Origin of the sequence: Streptomyces chlorus (assembly GCF_042655885.1) — a bacterium.
Lineage (GTDB): Bacteria > Actinomycetota > Actinomycetes > Streptomycetales > Streptomycetaceae > Streptomyces > Streptomyces chlorus.
Genome location: NZ_JBHSOA010000042.1, coordinates 335202 through 353369, shown reverse-complemented (window position 1 = coordinate 353369; position 18168 = coordinate 335202). Strand labels below are relative to the sequence as shown.

13 protein-coding genes and 2 pseudogenes are annotated in these 18168 nt (G+C 72.4%); 12 read left to right on the top strand and 3 right to left on the bottom strand.

Going from position 1 to position 18168, the window contains the following annotated elements:
* The first annotated feature begins 75 nt into the window (after positions 1 to 75).
* The 9 genes from ACFPZI_RS20795 (at position 76) to ACFPZI_RS20755 (ending at position 9528) form a co-directional block, all read left to right on the top strand.
* The gene (locus tag ACFPZI_RS20795) at positions 76 to 753 is read left to right on the top strand and encodes a response regulator (RefSeq protein WP_381364991.1); all 678 of its coding nucleotides are present in this window, start codon (positions 76 to 78) and stop codon (positions 751 to 753) included.
* A 144-nt stretch (positions 754 to 897) separates the two neighbouring features.
* Positions 898 to 3672: a DNA translocase FtsK gene (locus ACFPZI_RS20790; protein WP_381364989.1), complete on the top strand. Its 2775-nt coding sequence runs from the start codon at positions 898 to 900 to the stop codon at positions 3670 to 3672.
* A gap of 252 nt (positions 3673 to 3924) precedes the next feature.
* Entirely contained in the window at positions 3925 to 4794 is an 870-nt protein-coding gene (locus ACFPZI_RS20785) for a helix-turn-helix domain-containing protein (protein ID WP_381364987.1), read from the top strand.
* Between the two features lie 99 nt (positions 4795 to 4893).
* Entirely contained in the window at positions 4894 to 6369 is a 1476-nt protein-coding gene (gene rimO, locus ACFPZI_RS20780) for a 30S ribosomal protein S12 methylthiotransferase RimO (RefSeq protein ID WP_381364985.1), read from the top strand.
* A complete protein-coding gene (gene pgsA / locus ACFPZI_RS20775; protein WP_381364984.1) occupies positions 6366 to 7268 on the top strand; it encodes a CDP-diacylglycerol--glycerol-3-phosphate 3-phosphatidyltransferase in 903 nt (300 codons plus the stop codon). Before rimO ends, pgsA begins: the two co-directional genes overlap by 4 nt.
* Complete coding sequence (locus tag ACFPZI_RS20770; protein WP_381364982.1) at positions 7265 to 7810, top strand: CinA family protein; 546 nt, start codon at positions 7265 to 7267, stop codon at positions 7808 to 7810. The genes pgsA and ACFPZI_RS20770 overlap by 4 nt, the downstream gene beginning before the upstream one ends.
* A gap of 109 nt (positions 7811 to 7919) precedes the next feature.
* Positions 7920 to 8300, top strand: coding sequence for a helix-turn-helix domain-containing protein (locus tag ACFPZI_RS20765; RefSeq protein WP_381364980.1), 381 nt, complete (start codon positions 7920 to 7922; stop codon positions 8298 to 8300).
* 197 nt (positions 8301 to 8497) lie between these two features.
* The gene (locus tag ACFPZI_RS20760; protein WP_381364978.1) at positions 8498 to 8968 is read left to right on the top strand and encodes a Dps family protein; all 471 of its coding nucleotides are present in this window, start codon (positions 8498 to 8500) and stop codon (positions 8966 to 8968) included.
* Between the two features lie 251 nt (positions 8969 to 9219).
* Entirely contained in the window at positions 9220 to 9528 is a 309-nt protein-coding gene (locus tag ACFPZI_RS20755; RefSeq protein ID WP_381365011.1) for a hypothetical protein, read from the top strand.
* Here the strand turns inward: ACFPZI_RS20755 and ACFPZI_RS20750 are convergent.
* The 3 genes and pseudogenes from ACFPZI_RS20750 to ACFPZI_RS20740 form a co-directional block, all read right to left on the bottom strand.
* Positions 9476 to 10138, bottom strand: a pseudogene (locus tag ACFPZI_RS20750) (SDR family NAD(P)-dependent oxidoreductase). The gene ACFPZI_RS20755 and the pseudogene ACFPZI_RS20750 overlap by 53 nt on opposite strands.
* 52 nt (positions 10139 to 10190) lie before the next feature.
* Positions 10191 to 10998 (bottom strand): annotated as a pseudogene (locus ACFPZI_RS20745) (Fpg/Nei family DNA glycosylase).
* Between the two features lie 95 nt (positions 10999 to 11093).
* Entirely contained in the window at positions 11094 to 16058 is a 4965-nt protein-coding gene (locus ACFPZI_RS20740) for an ATP-dependent helicase (RefSeq protein WP_381364977.1), read from the bottom strand.
* A gap of 122 nt (positions 16059 to 16180) precedes the next feature.
* Here ACFPZI_RS20740 and ACFPZI_RS20735 point away from each other — a divergent pair, with 122 nt between their 5' ends.
* The 3 genes from ACFPZI_RS20735 to ACFPZI_RS20725 are packed head-to-tail and all read left to right on the top strand — an operon-like array spanning position 16181 to position 18146.
* Positions 16181 to 17185 (top strand): AraC family transcriptional regulator, encoded by a 1005-nt coding sequence (locus ACFPZI_RS20735; protein ID WP_381364976.1) that lies wholly within the window; start codon positions 16181 to 16183, stop codon positions 17183 to 17185.
* Entirely contained in the window at positions 17137 to 17841 is a 705-nt protein-coding gene (locus ACFPZI_RS20730; RefSeq protein ID WP_381365010.1) for an AzlC family ABC transporter permease, read from the top strand. The genes ACFPZI_RS20735 and ACFPZI_RS20730 overlap by 49 nt, the downstream gene beginning before the upstream one ends.
* Positions 17838 to 18146, top strand: coding sequence for an AzlD domain-containing protein (locus ACFPZI_RS20725; protein WP_257848072.1), 309 nt, complete (start codon positions 17838 to 17840; stop codon positions 18144 to 18146). Before ACFPZI_RS20730 ends, ACFPZI_RS20725 begins: the two co-directional genes overlap by 4 nt.
* The last annotated feature ends 22 nt before the right edge of the window (positions 18147 to 18168 follow it).

The following is an 18168-nucleotide window of genomic DNA, read 5'->3' as shown; positions in this document are numbered from 1 at the left end:
GGGTCGGCACCCGCCGGTGTCCACCCAGGACCTGCGGACAGGGGAGGCCCCAAGCCGGGGCGAGGAGGGCGGGCCATGGTGCAGAAGGCCAAGATCCTCCTGGTCGATGACCGGCCGGAGAATCTGCTGGCGCTGGAGGCGATCCTCTCGGCGCTCGATCAGACGCTGGTACGGGCATCGTCCGGGGAAGAAGCACTCAAGGCGCTACTCACGGACGACTTCGCGGTCATCCTGCTGGACGTCCAGATGCCGGGCATGGACGGCTTCGAGACCGCGGCGCACATCAAGCGGCGGGAGCGGACGCGGGACATCCCGATCATCTTTCTCACCGCGATCAACCATGGCCCGCACCACACGTTCCGCGGGTACGCGGCGGGTGCGGTCGACTACATCTCCAAGCCGTTCGACCCGTGGGTGCTGCGCGCGAAGGTCTCGGTGTTCGTCGACCTGTACATGAAGAACTGCCAGCTGAGGGAGCAGGCGGCGCTGCTGCGGCTCCAGTTGGAGGGCGACGAGAAGAACGCCGGGGAGCAGAAGGAATCGGCCGGCCTGCTCGCCGAACTCTCCGCGCGGCTCGCGGCCGTCGAGGAACAGGCCGAGGCCCTGTCCAAGCAGCTCAACGACGAATCGACCGACGCGGCCGCAGTGGCCACGGCGGCCCATCTGGAGCGCAAGCTCACGGGGTTGCGACGGGCGCTGGACGCGCTGGAACCGGGCACGGGTGACATGTCACCGATGCCATCGCAGAACTGACCGACGACGTACGGGCCTTGCGGCTCATCCGACACGGTTTTGGGCCGAACCCGCGTCAGTTCGGCGCCCCCGCGGCAGCGACACGAACGGGTGAAGCGGCTGGCACGCGTGTCCACTGGCGTCTCCACCGGTAACCTCACCCCCATGGCCTCACGTCCCTCCGCAGCCAAGAAGCCACCCGCGAAGAAGGCGGCTGCTTCCGCGAAGGCTCCGGCGAAGAAGGCCGCTGCCAAGAAGCCGCCCACGAAGAAGGCTCCGGTCAAGAAGGCCGCGGCGAAGAAGCCCGCGCCCCCACCGGCTCCCAGCCCGACCGGCGGCATCTACCGGCTCGTGCGCGCCCTGTGGCTGGGCCTGGCGCACGCCGTCGGAGCGGTCTTCCGGGGCGTAGGGCAAGGCGCCAGGAACCTCGACCCCGCCCACCGCAAGGACGGCCTTGCGCTGCTCCTGCTCGGCATCGGACTCATCGTCGCCGCAGGCACCTGGGCCGACCTCAAAGGGCCCGTCGGCGACCTCGTGGAGATCCTGGTCACCGGCGCGTTCGGCCGGCTCGACCTGCTGGTGCCGATCCTGGTCGCGGTCGTCGCGGTGCGCCTCATTCGGCACCCGGAGAAGCCGGAGGCCAACGGCCGTATCGTGATCGGCCTGTCCGCGCTCCTCATCGGTGTGCTCGGCCAGATCCACATCGCCTGCGGCTCGCCCGCCCGCAGCGACGGCATGCACGCCATAGGGGACGCCGGAGGACTCATCGGCTGGGGCGCGGCCACGCCGCTGTCGTACACCATGACCGATGTGCTCGCCGTGCCCCTGCTGGCGCTGCTCACCATCTTCGGACTGCTGGTCGTCACAGCCACCCCGGTCACCGCCATTCCGCAGCGGCTGCGGCTGCTCGGCACCCGGCTGGGACTCGTCCACGACCGTGAGGCGGAGGAGTTCGGTGAGGACGACGAGCGCTACGACGAGCAGTGGCGTGAGGCGCTGCCCGCGAGCCGCCGAGGGCGTGGACGGGTGCCCCAGGAGTACGACCCCGACCTCGCGGAGCAGGAGGCGCTGTCCCGGCGCCGTGGCCGGCCGCGCAGGTCCGCGGTGCCCCAGCCCGACATGAACCGGCCGATGGACGCCGTGGACGTGGCCGCCGCGGCCGCCGCCGCCCTCGACGGCGCCGTCCTGCACGGGATGCCGCCCTCGCCGATCGTCGCCGACCTGACCCAGGGCGTGCGCGCGGGCGACCGCGAGCCGACCACCCCGACACCGGTGCCGGCCGCCCGCCCCCAGCAGGACGAGCAGGACAGGCCGAGGCCGGGCGTCAGGCAGAACGCGCCGAAGCGGGGCGGGCGGGCCGAGCAGGACCGGGAGCGGGCGGACTCCGGCGTCCTGGACCTCACCAAGACCCCGTCCGAGCCCCGCGGCCTCCCCCCGCGCGCGGAGCAGCTCCAGTTGTCCGGCGACATCACCTACTCCCTGCCGGCCCTCGACCTCCTCACGCGCGGCGGCCCCGGCAAGTCGCGCAGCGCCGCCAACGACGCCGTCGTCGACTCGCTCACCACCGTCTTCACCGAGTTCAAGGTCGACGCCCGCGTCACCGGCTTCACGCGCGGGCCCACGGTCACCCGCTACGAGGTGGAACTCGGCCCGGCCGTGAAGGTCGAGCGGATCACCGCGCTGACGAAGAACATCGCGTACGCCGTCGCCAGCGCCGACGTACGCATCATCAGCCCCATCCCCGGCAAGTCCGCAGTCGGCATCGAGATCCCGAACACCGACCGGGAGATGGTCAACCTCGGTGACGTACTGAGGCTCGCGGAGTCCGCAGAGGACGACGACCCGATGCTGGTCGCCTTCGGAAAGGACGTCGAGGGCGGCTACGTCATGCACTCGCTGGCGAAGATGCCGCACATGCTGGTCGCCGGCGCCACCGGCTCCGGCAAGTCGTCCTGCATCAACTGCCTGATCACGTCGATCATGATGCGGGCGACGCCGGAGGACGTCCGGATGATCCTGGTCGACCCCAAGCGCGTGGAACTCACCGCCTACGAGGGCATCCCGCACCTGATCACGCCGATCATCACCAACCCCAAGCGGGCCGCCGAGGCCCTCCAGTGGGTCGTCCGCGAGATGGACCTCCGCTACGACGACCTGGCCGCCTACGGGTACCGGCACATCGACGACTTCAACCGCGCGGTGCGCGAGGGCAAGGCCAAGCCGCCCGAGGGCAGCGAGCGGGAACTCCAGCCGTACCCGTACCTGCTGGTGATCGTCGACGAGCTGGCCGACCTGATGATGGTCGCACCGCGGGACGTCGAGGACTCCATCGTGCGGATCACGCAGCTCGCGCGGGCGGCCGGCATCCACCTGGTGCTCGCCACGCAGCGGCCCTCGGTCGACGTCGTCACCGGTCTGATCAAGGCGAACGTGCCCTCTCGGCTCGCGTTCGCCACCTCCTCCCTCGCGGACTCGCGGGTCATCCTCGACCAGCCCGGCGCCGAGAAGCTGATCGGCAAGGGAGACGGCCTCTTCCTGCCGATGGGGGCGAACAAACCGACCCGTATGCAGGGCGCGTTCGTGACCGAGGAGGAGGTCGCCGTCGTCGTCCAGCACTGCAAGGACCAGATGACGCCCGTCTTCCGGGACGACGTCGTCGTCGGGACCAAGCAGAAGAAGGAGATCGACGAGGACATCGGCGACGACCTCGACCTGCTGTGCCAGGCGGCCGAACTGGTCGTCTCCACCCAGTTCGGTTCGACGTCCATGCTCCAGCGCAAACTGCGGGTGGGCTTCGCGAAGGCGGGCCGGCTCATGGACCTCATGGAGTCCCGGAACATCGTCGGACCGAGCGAGGGTTCGAAGGCTCGTGACGTTCTTGTGAAGGCTGACGAGCTGGATGGCGTGCTCGCCGTGATCCGGGGGGAGTCCGAAGGGTAGGCAGTCGGGACACGGTCGTTGCTCCGGCACGCCCGGATGGCCGATCGTGACCCACCCGTAAGGGATCAGTGCACAACCGTTTCCCCCGGTCGCACGTCAAGTTGAGGGAAACAGCGAGCAGTAGTGCCATCATCGGTATGTCGGGCCATTCCGATGGCGTACAAAGTCCGACCGCCCGGTTGCCCCACCCTTTTGTCACCCCCCTAGACTGAACCTCCAGCACAGGTGGCTACACGCTCGAAAGGCGCCCCCGTGTCCATCGGCAACTCTCCTGAAGACGAGCGTCCGTTCGACGACGTATCCGATGTATCCGATGTATCCGACGTGTTCGACGGCGTCTCCGAGGGAGCCCGTCCCTCAGTCGGACGTGCGCTGAAGCAGGCGCGCATCGCCGCCGGCCTCACCGTCGACGACGTCACCACCGCCACCCGGGTCCGTATCGCCATCGTGCACGCCATCGAGGCGGACAACTTCGAGCCCTGCGGCGGCGACGTCTACGCGCGCGGGCACATCCGAACCCTGGCCCGGGCCGTGCACCTCGACCCCGCCCCGCTGATCACCCAGTACGACGCCGAGCACGGAGGCCGCCCGGCCCCCACCCCGGCCGCCCCCCTGTTCGAGGCGGAGCGCATCCGTCCCGAGCGGCGCGGGCCCAACTGGACCGCCGCCATGGTGGCCGCGATCGTCGTCGTCATCGGCTTCGTCGGGTTCACGATGGTCAACGGCGGCGACGGCGACAAGGCGAACGTCGCCGACGGCGACGCCACTCCGAGCGCGTCCGAATCGTCCACCCCCAAGTCCCAGAAGACCACCGCCCCCAAGCCGGAAGCCTCCGACAGCGCCATCGCGGCCGCGCCGCAGGACAAGGTGATCGTCAAGGTGAGCGCCCCCGACGGGCGCAGCTGGATCTCCGCCAAGGACCACAGCGGTCGGCTGCTCTTCGACGGACTGCTCGCGCAGGGCGACTCCAAGACCTTCGAGGACAGCTCGAAGATCAACCTCGTGCTCGGTGACGCCGGCGCGATCGACCTCTTCGTCAACGGCAAGAAGATCGAGGACGACTGGCAGCCGGGCGCCGTGGAACGCCTGACCTACACCAAGGGCGACCCGCAGGCCGGATAGCGGGACGGCATCCCCGAGGGTGCTTCGTCGACGGGGCCGGCCAAGATCGGTCAACCCCGTCGACGTGGGGTGTCAGCGGGACGAAGTAGTCTTGAGCCCATGCCTGATCGCCGCACCGTCGCACTCGTCACCCTTGGCTGCGCCCGTAACGAGGTGGACTCGGAGGAGCTCGCAGGCCGTTTGGAGGCGGACGGCTGGCAGCTCGTAGAGGATGCCGAGGACGCGGACGTCGCCGTCGTGAACACCTGCGGTTTCGTCGAAGCCGCCAAGAAGGACTCCGTCGACGCCCTCCTGGAGGCCAACGACCTCAAGCGCCACGGGAGAACGCAGGCCGTGGTGGCGGTGGGTTGCATGGCCGAGCGGTACGGCAAGGAACTTGCCGAGGCGCTCCCCGAGGCCGACGGCGTGCTCGGCTTCGACGACTACACCGACATCTCGGACCGCCTCCAGACCATTCTGAACGGCGGCATCCACGCCTCCCACACCCCGCGCGACCGGCGCAAGCTGCTGCCGATCAGCCCCGCCGAGCGGCAGGAGTCCGCCGCGTCCGTCGCGCTCCCGGGGCACGGCCCGATGGACCTGCCCGAGGGCCTCGCCCCGGCCTCCGGCCCCCGCGCGCCTCTGCGGCGCCGGCTGGAGGGCACCCCGGTCGCCTCGGTGAAGCTCGCCTCCGGCTGCGACCGGCGCTGCTCCTTCTGCGCCATCCCGTCCTTCCGAGGCTCCTTCATCTCGCGCCGCCCGAGCGACGTGCTGGGCGAGACGCGGTGGCTGGCCGAGCAGGGCGTGAAGGAGGTCATGCTGGTCTCCGAGAACAACACCTCCTACGGCAAGGACCTCGGCGACATCCGCCTCCTGGAGTCCCTGCTGCCCGAGCTCGCCGAGGTCGACGGCATCGAGCGGGTCCGCGTCAGCTACCTCCAGCCCGCCGAGACGCGCCCCGGCCTGATCGACGTGCTGACCTCCACACCCGGGGTCGTCCCGTACTTCGACCTGTCCTTCCAGCACTCCGCGCCCGACGTGCTGCGCGCGATGCGCCGCTTCGGCGACACGGACCGCTTCCTGGAGCTCCTCGACACCATCCGGAGCAAGGCGCCCGAGGCCGGTGTGCGCTCCAACTTCATCGTCGGCTTCCCCGGCGAGTCCGAGTCCGACCTCGCCGAGCTCGAGCGGTTTCTGACCCACGCGCGCCTGGACGCCATCGGTGTCTTCGGCTACTCCGACGAGGAGGGCACCGAAGCGGCGACGTACGAGCACAAGCTGGACGAGGACATCGTGGCCGAGCGGCTGGCGCGGGTCTCCCGGATGGCCGAGGAACTCGTCTCGCAGCGCGCCGAGGAGCGGGTCGGCGAGACCGTGCGCGTGCTGGTGGAGTCCGTCGACGAGGAGGAGGGCGTGTACGGCCGTGCGGCGCACCAGGCTCCCGAGACCGACGGCCAGGTGCTGCTCACGAGCGGCACGGGTCTGCGTACGGGTCATATGGTCGAGGCGAAGGTCGTCGGCACGGAAGGTGTCGACCTGGTGGCCGAGCCGCTGTTCCAGGGTTCGCCCGCGCTGAGCGAGGAGGCGGGCAGATGACGGGTGTTCCGGCATCCGCGGCGGGAGGCCCCTCCGGCGCGAGGAGGGCGGCGGCGGGTCCGGCCGGCCGTTCGCGGCCCGGCGGGACTCCGGGCGGTGAAGCCTCCCGGACCCGGACCCCGGCTTCCCGAAGCGTGACCGACGGCGCCGCGGGCGGCATTCCGGACGGGGTTCCCGGCAGCACGCCGCACGGTGCCTCCCACGACGTTTCGAGTGGCGACGGCCGTGACGGCGACGGGCATGGCGGCGACGGGCATGGCGGCGACGGGCACCCGGCGCGAGGCAAGAAGATCGCGGCGGCGGCTGTCAACCAGGCCAGTGTCTGGAACATCGCCAACCTGCTCACCATGCTCCGGCTGGTCCTCGTTCCGGCCTTCGTCGCCCTGATGCTGGCCGACGGGGGATACGACCCGGCCTGGCGCTCGTTCGCCTGGGCCGCCTTCGCCGTCGCCATGATCACCGACCTGTTCGACGGTCATCTGGCGCGCGCCTACAACCTGGTCACCGATTTCGGGAAGATCGCCGATCCCATCGCCGACAAGGCGATCATGGGAGCGGCGTTGATCTGTCTGTCGGCGCTGGAAGATCTCCCCTGGTGGGTCACCGGAGTCATCCTCGGCCGGGAAATCGGCATTACGCTCCTGCGTTTTCTGGTCATTCGCTACGGCGTTATTCCGGCGAGCCGCGGGGGCAAGCTCAAGACCCTCACCCAGGGCGTGGCCGTCGGCATGTACGTGCTGGCGCTGACGGGGTGGCTGGCGACTCTGCGGTTCTGGGTGATGGCGGCGGCTGTCGTGCTCACGGTCGTGACCGGGCTCGACTATGTGAGACAGGCCATCGTGCTGCGCCGACAGGGAATCGCGGAGCGGAAGGACGCGTTGGAAGAGACGGAAGCGTGAGTTCTCCGGCCGCCGAAGTGGTGCGACTACTCACCGTGAGGGATATGACGCTGGCCGTCGCGGAATCGCTGACCGGCGGTCTGGTGGCCGCGGAGATCACCTCTGTCCCCGGGGCGTCCAAGGCATTCCGGGGCTCGGTCACGGCATACGCCACCGAGCTCAAGCATGAACTGCTCGGCGTCGACGCCAGCCTGCTGGCGCGGAGCGGAGCGGTGGATCCGCAGGTGGCGGCGGAGATGGCGGCCGGTGTCCGCAAGGCACTGGGCGCGGACTGGGGGATCGCGACCACGGGCGTCGCCGGCCCGGATCCCCAGGACGGACAGCCCGTCGGGACCGTCTACGTGGCCGTGCACGGGCCGTCGGCGACGGCTTCAGGTTCTGCCGGTGGCGGAAAAGTGGAGCGCCTGCGGTTGAACGGCGACCGGGCGGAAATTCGTATGGAGAGTGTACGGAGCGTACTCGCACTGCTTCTTGGGGAGCTTGCGGGCGAACAGACCGGGAATGAGCGGGCACAGGATACGGAACGGAACGGGGGGTTTTGATGCTTACAGCCCAGAGTGAACGCGACATCGCTCCCCGCACGGCCGCAGCGCAAGGCGGTACGGTGGGGCGAGAAGGATCCGGATACACGGCCCGAGGAGGGAGCCACCGATGATTCTGCTCCGTCGCCTGCTGGGTGACGTGCTGCGTCGGCAGCGCCAGCGCCAGGGCCGTACTCTGCGCGAAGTCTCCTCGTCCGCCCGAGTCTCACTCGGCTATCTTTCCGAGGTGGAGCGGGGGCAGAAGGAGGCTTCCTCCGAGCTGCTCTCCGCGATCTGCGACGCGCTGGACGTACGGATGTCCGAGCTCATGCGGGAAGTGAGCGACGAGCTCGCCCTCGCCGAGCTGGCCCGGTCGGCTGCAGCGACCCCCAGCGAACCCGTACCCGTACCGGTTCGCCCGATGTTGGGTTCCGTCTCGGTGGCCGGTGTGCCACCGGAACGGGTGACCATCAAGGCGCCCGCCGAAGCGGTGGACGTCGTCGCCGCCTGACGCGGTGTGACAGTGTGACAGGCCCCGGCCGGGGCTCTTCCGGGAGATCCGGAGGGGCGTCGCCGGGGTTTTCGCTTGCCCGCGTTCCGGGGCCGCGCCCTCCCGGTCCCCGTGCGTGTGCGTTTGCCGGTCCGAGGCGTGACCGCCATGGTTGAGGGAACGAGGGACCATGCGGGGGGTCAGCCACGGAGGTGCGAATGTACGTCGTGAAGAGCCCCTTGTCCGACGAGAACCTGAAGACTGTGTCCGAGGCGCTCCAGGGAGCCCTTGTCGACCTGGTGGACCTCAGCCTGGTGGCGAAGCAGATCCACTGGAACGTGGTCGGGCAGCGCTTCCGTTCCGTGCACCTGCAGCTCGACGAGGTGGTGACCCTCGCGCGGACGCACACCGACACTGTGGCGGAGCGCGCCGCGGCACTGGGCGTCTCACCCGACGGGCGTGCCGCGACGGTGGCCGTCGGCAGCGGCATCGGGGTGACGCCCGAGGGCTGGGTCGACGACACGGCCGCGGTGAGTGCCATGGTGGACGCACTGGGCGCGGTGATCGCGCGGATGCGCGAGCGGGTCGACGCGACCGGTGAGGCGGACCCGGTGAGCCAGGACCTCCTCATCGCGGTGACGGGGGATCTCGAGAAGCAGCACTGGATGTTCCAGGCCGAGAACGGGTGACGTGACCCCGGGCGCTGCCCTGAGCGGCAGCGAGCCGGGCCGGGTGGACGCGCGGCACGTGGGGGCCGTGGGAGCGCAGGTGCGGCGATCGGCGCGGGGCGTGGTGCGCCCGTGTGCCGTCGGTGCGCCCTGGTCGCCCGGATGAGCGGCCTCATAGCGTCCGGCTGGAGGGGGAGGCCATGAGGGCGCGGGCGGTTCGCTGGGGTGCTCGGGGCGCTGCGCTGGGGCTCGGGATCCTGTGCTGGTGGGCCGTGGCGAGGCTGCTGCTCGTCCCCGACGCCGGAGTGCTGGAGGCAGCGGTCGCGGCCGGCGGCTGGGGGCTGAGCCTGCTGCCGGTGCACTGCATGCCGAAGGGCCGCACGGAAGGCGCCCTTGCGGACGGGCGGTGGTGGTGGGCCTGGAAAGCGGGCGGCGACACCTCGGCCGCCGGCACCTCGGCCGCCGGCACCTCGGCCGCCGGCACCTCGGCCGCCGGCACCTCGGCGGCGGTCACTTCGCCGGGGGCCGTCACCACGGCATCGCCGCGTCCCCGTTCGGGCGGAGAATCCGGCCCGTGGTGAAGGCCGCCGCGTCCGAGGCCAGGTGCAGGACAGTCCGTGCGACGTCCTCCGGCTCGCCGATCCGCCCCAGGGGCGACAGGCTGGGCCATCCGGGTCGGCACGGCCTCGGCGCGGGGCTGTTCCTTGTCGTCCGTGGGGGTTGGTCATGGACGCGCGGAGCAGGCCGGGGCCGCCGGTGTCCATGGCTCCCGAGGCCATCGTGACGATACTGCCGCCGGTGCCACGGGCGATCATCAGGTGGGCCGCCGACCGGCAGGCGTACAGCACTCCTTGAAGTTCACGTCCAGCACGCGGTAGAGGTCCTCGTCCCGGGTCTCGAGGACGGGGCTGCTGCGCATGATCCCCGCGACCGCGACCGCGGCCAGCAGGTCCGGACGACCCGGACGCGGTCGGTGACGTCCACGCGGTGGGTGCGGGCGGTGCCGCCCGTCGCCCGCCGCCGCGATACGGGCCGCCGGCTCGTGCGGGTTCTCCGCGTCGCGGTCCGCGTAGTGGATGGTGGGCCCCCGCCTCGGCCGGCAGCAGCGCGCAGGCACGGCCGATGCCACTGACCGGCGGTACCGGTGACGAAGGCGGTGCGACCGGCGAGGTCGGACGGCGCGAGAGCCATATGGGGAACGTACGAGCAGACCTGACGGGCCGCCGATTGATGGGCCCCCGGTTCAGGGGCCGGGGGCCGGAGCTGGGCCCTGCTGGCAGGCGGGGCACCAGTAGGTGGGGCGGTCGCGGGAGCCGTCGCCCTGGTCGGCCCGGCGGACCGCGATGCGGCAGCGCAGGCAGGGGCGGGCCGCGCGGCCGTAGACGAACAGGTTCTGGTCGCGGCGTCCCGTGGTGCTGCGGACGGGACGGTCGCGGTTGTGCTCCAGCAGCTTCTTCGCGAGTCCGGGCAGCTGTGCGGCACGGTCGGCGGGCAGTTTCCCGATGGGGAGCCAGGGGGTGACGCCGAGCAGGAAGCAGAGCTCGCTCTTGTACACGTTGCCGATGCCGGCGAGGTTGCGCTGGTCGAGGAGGGCCTCGCCTAGCGGGAGGGCCGGGTCGCGGAGCAGGTTGGCCATTGCCAGGGAGGGGTCCCAGTCCGGGCCGAGGAGGTCGGGGCCGAGGTGACCGACCACGCGGTCCTCGTCGGTGGTGCGCAGGAGTTCGAGGACGGGCAGGCGGTAGCCGACGGCGGTGCGGTCGGCGTTGCCCAGGATCGCGCGGATCTGATGGGCGGGGCCGCCGCTCCAGCGCTGCCCGTTCGCGTACACACGCCAGGAGCCGTCCATCCGCAGGTGCGAGTGCAGGGTCAGGCCGCCCTCGACACGGGTGAGGAGGTGCTTGCCGCGCGGGGTGACGTCCAGGACGGTGCGGCCGGTGAGGTCGGCCGTGGCGAACCGGGGCACCCGGAGGTCGCTGCGGGGTCAGTACCGTGCCCGCGAGGGCGCTGTGCAGCCGCCTCGCGGCCTGCCGGACGGTATCTCCTTCGGGCATGGGTCAAGGGTGGCATGTCGTCGTGCGGGGGCCGGGGGAGTGCGGCCGGGCGCTGTGGCCGGGACCGAGGCGGGCCGGAGCGGGAAGGCCGTGTGTCAGGCGCGGAGGCGCAGGCCTCTGGGAGTGGCGACGAAGCCCGCGGCCTCCAGGAGTGCCCCGAGCGCGGAGGTCAGGGCCGAGGCACCGTTGATCCGCTCCACGGTGACCGTGCCGAGGGAGCCCGCGCGGGCGGCAGCGGCGAGGGTCTGTGCCGCGGCGGGAATGCGGGGGTCGTCGGCGGGTTCGCCGTCCGGGTCCGCGGGCCAGGCCAGCACCGTCTTGCCGCCGCGCTCCACATAGAGCGTCAGCTCACCGTCGACGAGGACCACCAGCGAGCCCGCCTTGCGCCCCGGCTTGTGCCCGGCGCCCGTCGGGGGCTCGGGCCAGCCCAGGGCCGCACCGTACGCGTTCGCGGGGTCGGCGGCGGCCAGGACGACGGCCCTCAGGGCGCGGTCCCGGCCGGTACGCCGGCCCACGAAGGGGTCGTACGACGGGCGCGCCCCGTACTGCCGGGGCCCGGGAGCCTGCGCGGCGAGGTCGCGCGGGGAGACGTAGTCGCCCGGCGACGGCCGCGGATACGACGCCCGGTCGGCGCCGTCCGGGAGGCGGGGGAAGCCGTCGTGGCCGGGGGCGGGCTCGTGGGAGCCGTCGGCGGGCGGGGCGAAGCCGTGGAGGGCGAGAGGATCGGGGCCGCCGGGGAAGTCAGGGCCGACGCCGAAGGGGCCGCCCTCGAACGGGTCGTCCAGGCCGGGCCCGGGGAGGGCGTCGCCCCGCTCGCGGGCGTTGGCCGCCGCGCGGAGGCGGTCCACGGCGCCGTCCATGGCGAACTGCGCGGCCCCCAGGCCTTCCACCACGTAGCCGCGACGGGCCTGCCCGGTCTCCTCGAAGGCCGACAGAACGCGGTAGACCGAGGAGAAACCGCCCTCGACGCCCTCAGCGGAGACCGCGCCCCGGGTGACCACGCCGTGCCGGTCGAGCAGGGTCCGGGCCAGCGCGTGGGCGCGGACCGTGGGGTCGCTCTCCCGGTCCGGCAGCAGAGACCAGCGGCCGGCGACCGTCGGCGGGCCGGTACGGGAGGTGCCGCGGGCGGCTGCCGTGAGTGAGCCGTAGCGTCCGCGCGGGACCTGGCGCTTCGCACGGTGGGCGGTGGAGCCCGCGGTGCGGCCCGAGCCCAGCAGCGAGCGCAGGGGAGCGAGCGTGTCGTTGGTCAGCCGGCCGAACCAGGCCAGGTCCCAGACAGCGTCGGCCAGTTGGGGATCGGTGGCCTCGGGGTGGGTGGTGGCGCGGACCTGGTCGGCGATCTGGCGGAAGAACAGCCCGTAGCCGCCGGAGAGGGCGTCGAGGACCGACTGGTGCAGGGCGGTCGTCTCCAGGGGGTGCGGTGGCGGCAGCAGCAGCGGGGCCGCGTCCGCGAGGTGGAGGGAGACCCAGCCGTCCTTGCCCGGGAGGGAACCGGCACCGGCCCACACCACCTCGCCGGTGGCCGTGAGCTCGTCCAGCATCGCGGGGGCGTAGTGCGCGACCCGGGAGGGCAGGACCAGCTTCTCCAGGGCGGACGCGGGCACGGACGCACCCTGCAACTGCTCGATCGCGCGCACCAGACCCTCGACACCGCGCAGCGTGTGCCCCTTGCCGATGTGCTGCCACTGGGGGAGGAACTGGGCGAGCGCGGCCGGCGGCACCGGTTCCAGCTCATGCCGCAGGGCGGCCAGGGAACGGCGGCGCAGCCGGCGCAACACGGCTGCGTCGCACCACTCCTGGCCGATCCCGGCCGGGTGGAATTCGCCCTGGACGACCCGGCCCGCCGCCGAGAGCCGCCGCAGGGTGCCCTCGGTGACCGCCACGCCCAGCCCGAAGCGGGCCGCGGCCGTGGCCGACGTGAACGGGCCGTGCGTGCGCGCGTACCGCGCGAGCAGGTCGCCGAGCGGGTCCTTGACCGGTTCGGTGAACGCCTCCGGTACGCCGACCGGCAGCGCCGTGCCCAGCGCGTCGCGCAGCCGCCCGGCGTCCTCGATCGCCGCCCAGTGCTCCGTGCCGGCGACGCGGACCCGGATCGCGCGGCGTGCCGACGCCAGGTCCGCCGCCCACCGCGGCTCGGCGCCCCGCTCCGCCAGCTCGGCCCCGGTGAGCGGGCCGAGCACGCGCAGCAGGTCGGCCGCCCCCTCCACGTCCTTGACCCGCCGGTCCTCGGTGAGCCACTGCAGCTCACGCTCCAGCTCGGTCAGCACCTCGGCGTCGAGCAGCTCGCGCAGCTCCGCCTGACCGAGCAGCTCGGCCAGCAGCCGCGAGTCCAGCGACAGGGCCGCCGCGCGGCGCTCGGCGAGCGGGGAGTCGCCCTCGTACAGGAACTGGGCGACGTAGCCGAACAGCAGAGAGCGGGCGAAGGGGGACGGCTCGGGGGTGGTGACCTCGACGAGCCGCACCTTGCGGGACTCCAGGTCACCCATCAGCTCGACGAGCCCGGGGACGTCGAAGACGTCCTGGAGACATTCGCGGACCGCCTCCAGGACGATCGGGAACGAGCCGAACTCGCCCGCCACCTGGAGCAGCTGGGACGCACGCTGGCGCTGCTGCCACAACGGGGTGCGCTGACCGGGGTTGCGGCGCGGAAGCAGCAGCGCGCGGGCGGCGCACTCGCGGAAGCGGGACGCGAACAGCGCCGAGCCGCCCACCTGGTCGGTGACGACCTGGTCGACCTCCCCCTTGTCGAAGATGACGTCCGCGGCGCCCAGCGGCGCCTGGTCCGCGTCGTACTCGGTGCCCGCCCGCACCGGCTCCTGGTCGAGCAGGTCCAGCCCCATCAGATCGGCGTCCGGCAGGCGCAGCACGATGCCGTCGTCGGCGTGCATCACCTGGGCGTCCATGCCGTACCGCTCGGAGAGACGGGCCCCGAGCGCGAGCGCCCACGGGGCGTGCACCTGAGCGCCGAACGGGGAGTGCACGACGACCCGCCAGTCGCCGAGCTCGTCACGGAAGCGCTCCACGACGATGGTGCGGTCGTCCGGGACATGGCCGCAGGCCTGGCGCTGCTCGTCGAGGTAGGACAGCACATTGTCCGCGGCCCAGGCGTCGAGCCCGGCGGCGAGGAGCCGCAGACGTGCCTCCTTCCGGGACAGCGAGCCGACCTCGCGCAGGAAGGCGCCCACCGCGCGGCCCAGCTCCAGCGGGCGGCCCAGCTGGTCCCCCTTCCAGAACGGGAGCCGGCCCGGCACGCCCGGGGCCGGGGAGACCAGCACCCGGTCGCGCGTGATGTCCTCGATGCGCCAGGAACTGGTGCCGAGTGTGAACACGTCGCCGACGCGGGACTCGTAGACCATCTCCTCGTCGAGCTCGCCGACCCGTCCACCGCCCTTCTTGGGGTCGGAGCCCGCGAGGAACACCCCGAACAGGCCCCGGTCGGGGATGGTGCCCCCGGAGGTGACGGCGAGCCGCTGTGCCCCCGGGCGGCCGGTGATCTCGCCCGTGACCCGGTCCCACACCACGCGCGGACGCAGTTCCGCGAACGCGTCGGAGGGATAGCGCCCGGCGAGCATGTCCAGTACGGCCGTGAAGGCCGACTCGGGCAGTGAGGCGAAGGACGCGGCCCGGCGGACCATCGCCAGCAGGTCGTCGAACTGCCAGGTGTCCATGGCCGTCATGGCGACAATCTGCTGGGCCAGGACGTCCAGCGGGTTCGCGGGAACGCGCAGCGACTCGATGGAGCCCGTCCGCATCCGCTCGGTGACCACGGCGGCCTGGACGAGGTCGCCCCGGTACTTCGGGAACACCACCCCCGTGGAGACCGCCCCCACCTGATGCCCCGCGCGGCCGACCCGCTGGAGCCCCGAGGCCACGGACGGCGGCGACTCCACCTGGACCACCAGGTCGACCGCACCCATGTCGATGCCCAGCTCAAGGCTGGAGGTGGCCACCACCGCGGGCAGCCGGCCCGCCTTGAGGTCCTCCTCGACCTGGGCGCGCTGCTCCTTGGACACCGAGCCGTGGTGCGCGCGGGCGATGACGGCGGGTGCGCCCTGGACGGCTCCGGAGCCACCCATCAGCTCGGCGGGGGAGTGGTGCTCGTCCAGGGGCTCGCCGGTGGCCCGCTCGTAGGCGATCTCGTTGAGCCGGTTGCACAGGCGCTCCGCGAGGCGACGGGAGTTCGCGAACACGATCGTCGAACGGTGGGACTGGACCAGGTCGGCGATCCGCTCCTCGACGTGCGGCCAGATCGACGGGCGCTCAGCTCCCCCAGCACCCTCCGAGGCGTCCGCCACCGGGGAGCCTCCCAGTTCCCCCAGGTCCTCGACCGGGACCACGACGGACAGGTCGAACTCCTTGCCCGACTCCGGCTGAACGATCTTCACCTTGCCGCGCGGGGACAGGAAGCGGGCGATCTCGTCGACCGGGCGGACCGTCGCCGACAGACCGATGCGGCGGGCCGGCCGGGGCAGCAGCTCGTCCAGCCGCTCCAGGGACAGCCCCAGATGCGCTCCGCGCTTGGTACCGGCGACCGCGTGCACCTCGTCCAGGATCACCGTCTCGATGCCCGTCAGCGCGTCGCGCGCGGCTGACGTCAGCATCAGGAACAGGGACTCCGGGGTGGTGATCAGGATGTCCGGCGGGCGGGTGGACAGGGCCCGGCGCTCCGCGGGCGGGGTGTCGCCGGAGCGGATCCCGACCTTCACCTCGGGCTCGGGCAGCCCCAGGCGCACGGACTCCTGGCGGATGCCGGTCAGCGGGCTGCGCAGATTACGCTCGACATCGACGGCCAGAGCCTTGAGCGGGGAGACGTACAGGACGCGGCAGCGCTTGCGCTGGTCCGCGGGCGGGGGCGTGGCGGCCAGCTGGTCCAGGGCCGCGAGGAAGGCGGCCAGCGTCTTGCCGGAGCCGGTGGGGGCGACCACCAGCACGTCCGAACCCTCCCGGAGGGCACGCCACGCGCCCGCCTGGGCCGCGGTGGGCGCCGAGAACGCCCCCGTGAACCAGCCGCGGGTCGCGGCGGAGAAGCCGTCCAGGGCCGGGTGCGGTGTACTGACCATGCGTCCATCGTGCACCCGGGCACTGACAACGGGGCTGGGCTGCGAGGATGCCCGGCCCCCGGCCGAGCGTGGCCCCCGGGGGCCCGGCAGGGAGCTCTGCCGGGGCACGTGACAATAGCCGTATGGCGGAAACGGGCAAGGAACGCGCGCGGCACTGGCAGTACGCCGAGCTGCCCGGCGTCGACCTGCTCCGGGCCCGCTACATCCGCAAGTCGTTCGTGCGGCACACCCACGAGAACTTCGTCATCGCCGCCATCGTCGACGGAGTGGAGGTCTTCCACCACGGCGGGGCCGACCAGTACGCGGGTGCCGGAACACTCGCGCTCGTGAACCCGGACACCCCGCACACCGGACGGGCGGGGGTGCCGGAGGGATGGCGGTACGGCGCGGTGTATCCGCCGCCCGAGGTGGTGGCGGCCATCGCCGCCGAGACCACCACACTGCGCGGCGCCCCGGGGTTCGTGACACCGGTGCTCGACGATCCGTACACCGTCCACCTGGTGCACCAGGTGCTGCGGGCCACCGACGAGGGCAACGCGCTCGCCGCCGACACCCTGCTGCGGGTGGCCGTGACCCGGCTGCTGCGGCTGAACGGCGGGCCGCTGCCCCGGCGCCGGGTACGCACGGCCGGCGCCCGGACCGCCGCACGCGCGCGTGCCCTGCTGGAGGAGCGGATGGCCGCGCCGCCGACGCTGGAACAGCTGGCCGACGAACTCGGCACCAGTCCGTTCGCACTGCTGCGGGCCTTCCGCGACACCTACGGAATGCCGCCGCACGCCTGGCTCACCGACGCACGGGTACGGCGGGCGCGTCGGCTGCTGGACGCGGGCACGATGCCGTCGGAGGCCGCCGTCGAGGTCGGATTCACCGACCAGCCGCACCTGAACCGGCACTTCGGCCGGATCGTCGGCGTGCCGCCGGGCGCCTACCAGCGCGAGCGCAAGAACGTACAAGACACCCGGCGAGCGCTCCACGTACCGTCCGAGGTGTGGCAACAGAACAACAGGCAGCATTCGCACAGGTACGCGCCGGGGACGTCCCGGGAGAGAAACGGGACGGCGCGGTCGTCCGGGACGCCCTGGGGGTCGGGATCGCCGTCGGGCTCTCCGGATTCGCCTTCGGGGTGACCTCGGCCGGCAGCGGACTCACACTGCTGCAGACCTGCACGCTCAGCCTGCTGGTGTTCACGGGGGCGTCCCAGTTCGCCCTCGTGGGGGCGCTGGCGGCCGGGGGAAGCCCGTTCACGGCCGCCGCCGGAGCGTTCTTCCTGGGTGTGCGCAACGCCTTCTACGGACTGCGCCTGTCCCAGCTGCTGGCCCTCCCGCGCGCGGTGCGGCCGTTCGCGGCCCAGTGGGTCATCGATGAGACGACCGCGGTCTCCCTCGCCCAGCCCACCCGGCGCAGCGCCCGGATCGGCTTCCTGGTCACCGGGCTCAGCCTGTACATCCTGTGGAACCTCACCACCCTGCTCGGCGCACTGGGCGCCGAGGCCATCGGGGACACCGACGCCTGGGGCCTGGACGCGGCCGGCCCCGCGGTCTTCCTGGCCCTGCTCGCGCCGATGCTGCGGACCGGCGCCGAACGGCTGGTCGCCGGGCTCGCCGTCCTGCTGGGTCTCGGTCTGCTGCCGGCCCTGCCCGCCGGTGTACCGGTTCTGGTGGCCGCGCTCGCGGCCCCGGCCGTCCTGTGGGCGCAGGGCCGCCGCGGAGGCACTCCGCGGGGTGACGTGAAGAAGCGGAGCGATGCGCCGGCGCGCGGCGACATACCGGAGGAGGACCGTTGAACATCTGGATCGCGATCGGTGTGACCGCCCTCGGGTGCTACGCCGTCAAACTGGCCGGGCTCCTGGTGCCCGCCGGCGCCCTCGAACGGCCGCTCGTCCGGCGTCTCGCCGCCCTGCTGCCCGTCGCCCTGCTCGCTGCCCTGACCGCCCAGCAGACCTTCGCCGACGGCCGGACGCTCGTGCTGGACGCGCGGGCGGCGGGGCTCGCGGCCGCCGCCGTCGCACTGGTGCTGCGCGCCCCGTTCCTGGTCGTCGTCGGGGCGGCCGTGGCCGTGACGGCGGGAGTCCGGGCCCTGGGCGGGTGAGGCGACGCCGATCGGCCGACCG

Bases quoted from the DNA above. Each gene is read 5' to 3' on its own strand.
- ACFPZI_RS20790 (WP_381364989.1), top strand. From the start codon at position 898: ATGGCCTCACGTCCCTCCGCAGCCAAGAAGCCACCCGCGAAGAAGGCG.
- rimO (WP_381364985.1), top strand. From the start codon at position 4,894: ATGCCTGATCGCCGCACCGTCGCACTCGTCACCCTTGGCTGCGCCCGT.
- ACFPZI_RS20760 (WP_381364978.1), top strand. From the start codon at position 8,498: ATGTACGTCGTGAAGAGCCCCTTGTCCGACGAGAACCTGAAGACTGTG.
- ACFPZI_RS20765 (WP_381364980.1), top strand. From the start codon at position 7,920: ATGATTCTGCTCCGTCGCCTGCTGGGTGACGTGCTGCGTCGGCAGCGC.
- ACFPZI_RS20735 (WP_381364976.1), top strand. From the start codon at position 16,181: ATGGCGGAAACGGGCAAGGAACGCGCGCGGCACTGGCAGTACGCCGAG.
- ACFPZI_RS20740 (WP_381364977.1), bottom strand. From the start codon at position 16,058: ATGGTCAGTACACCGCACCCGGCCCTGGACGGCTTCTCCGCCGCGACC.
- ACFPZI_RS20795 (WP_381364991.1), top strand. From the start codon at position 76: ATGGTGCAGAAGGCCAAGATCCTCCTGGTCGATGACCGGCCGGAGAAT.
- pgsA (WP_381364984.1), top strand. From the start codon at position 6,366: ATGACGGGTGTTCCGGCATCCGCGGCGGGAGGCCCCTCCGGCGCGAGG.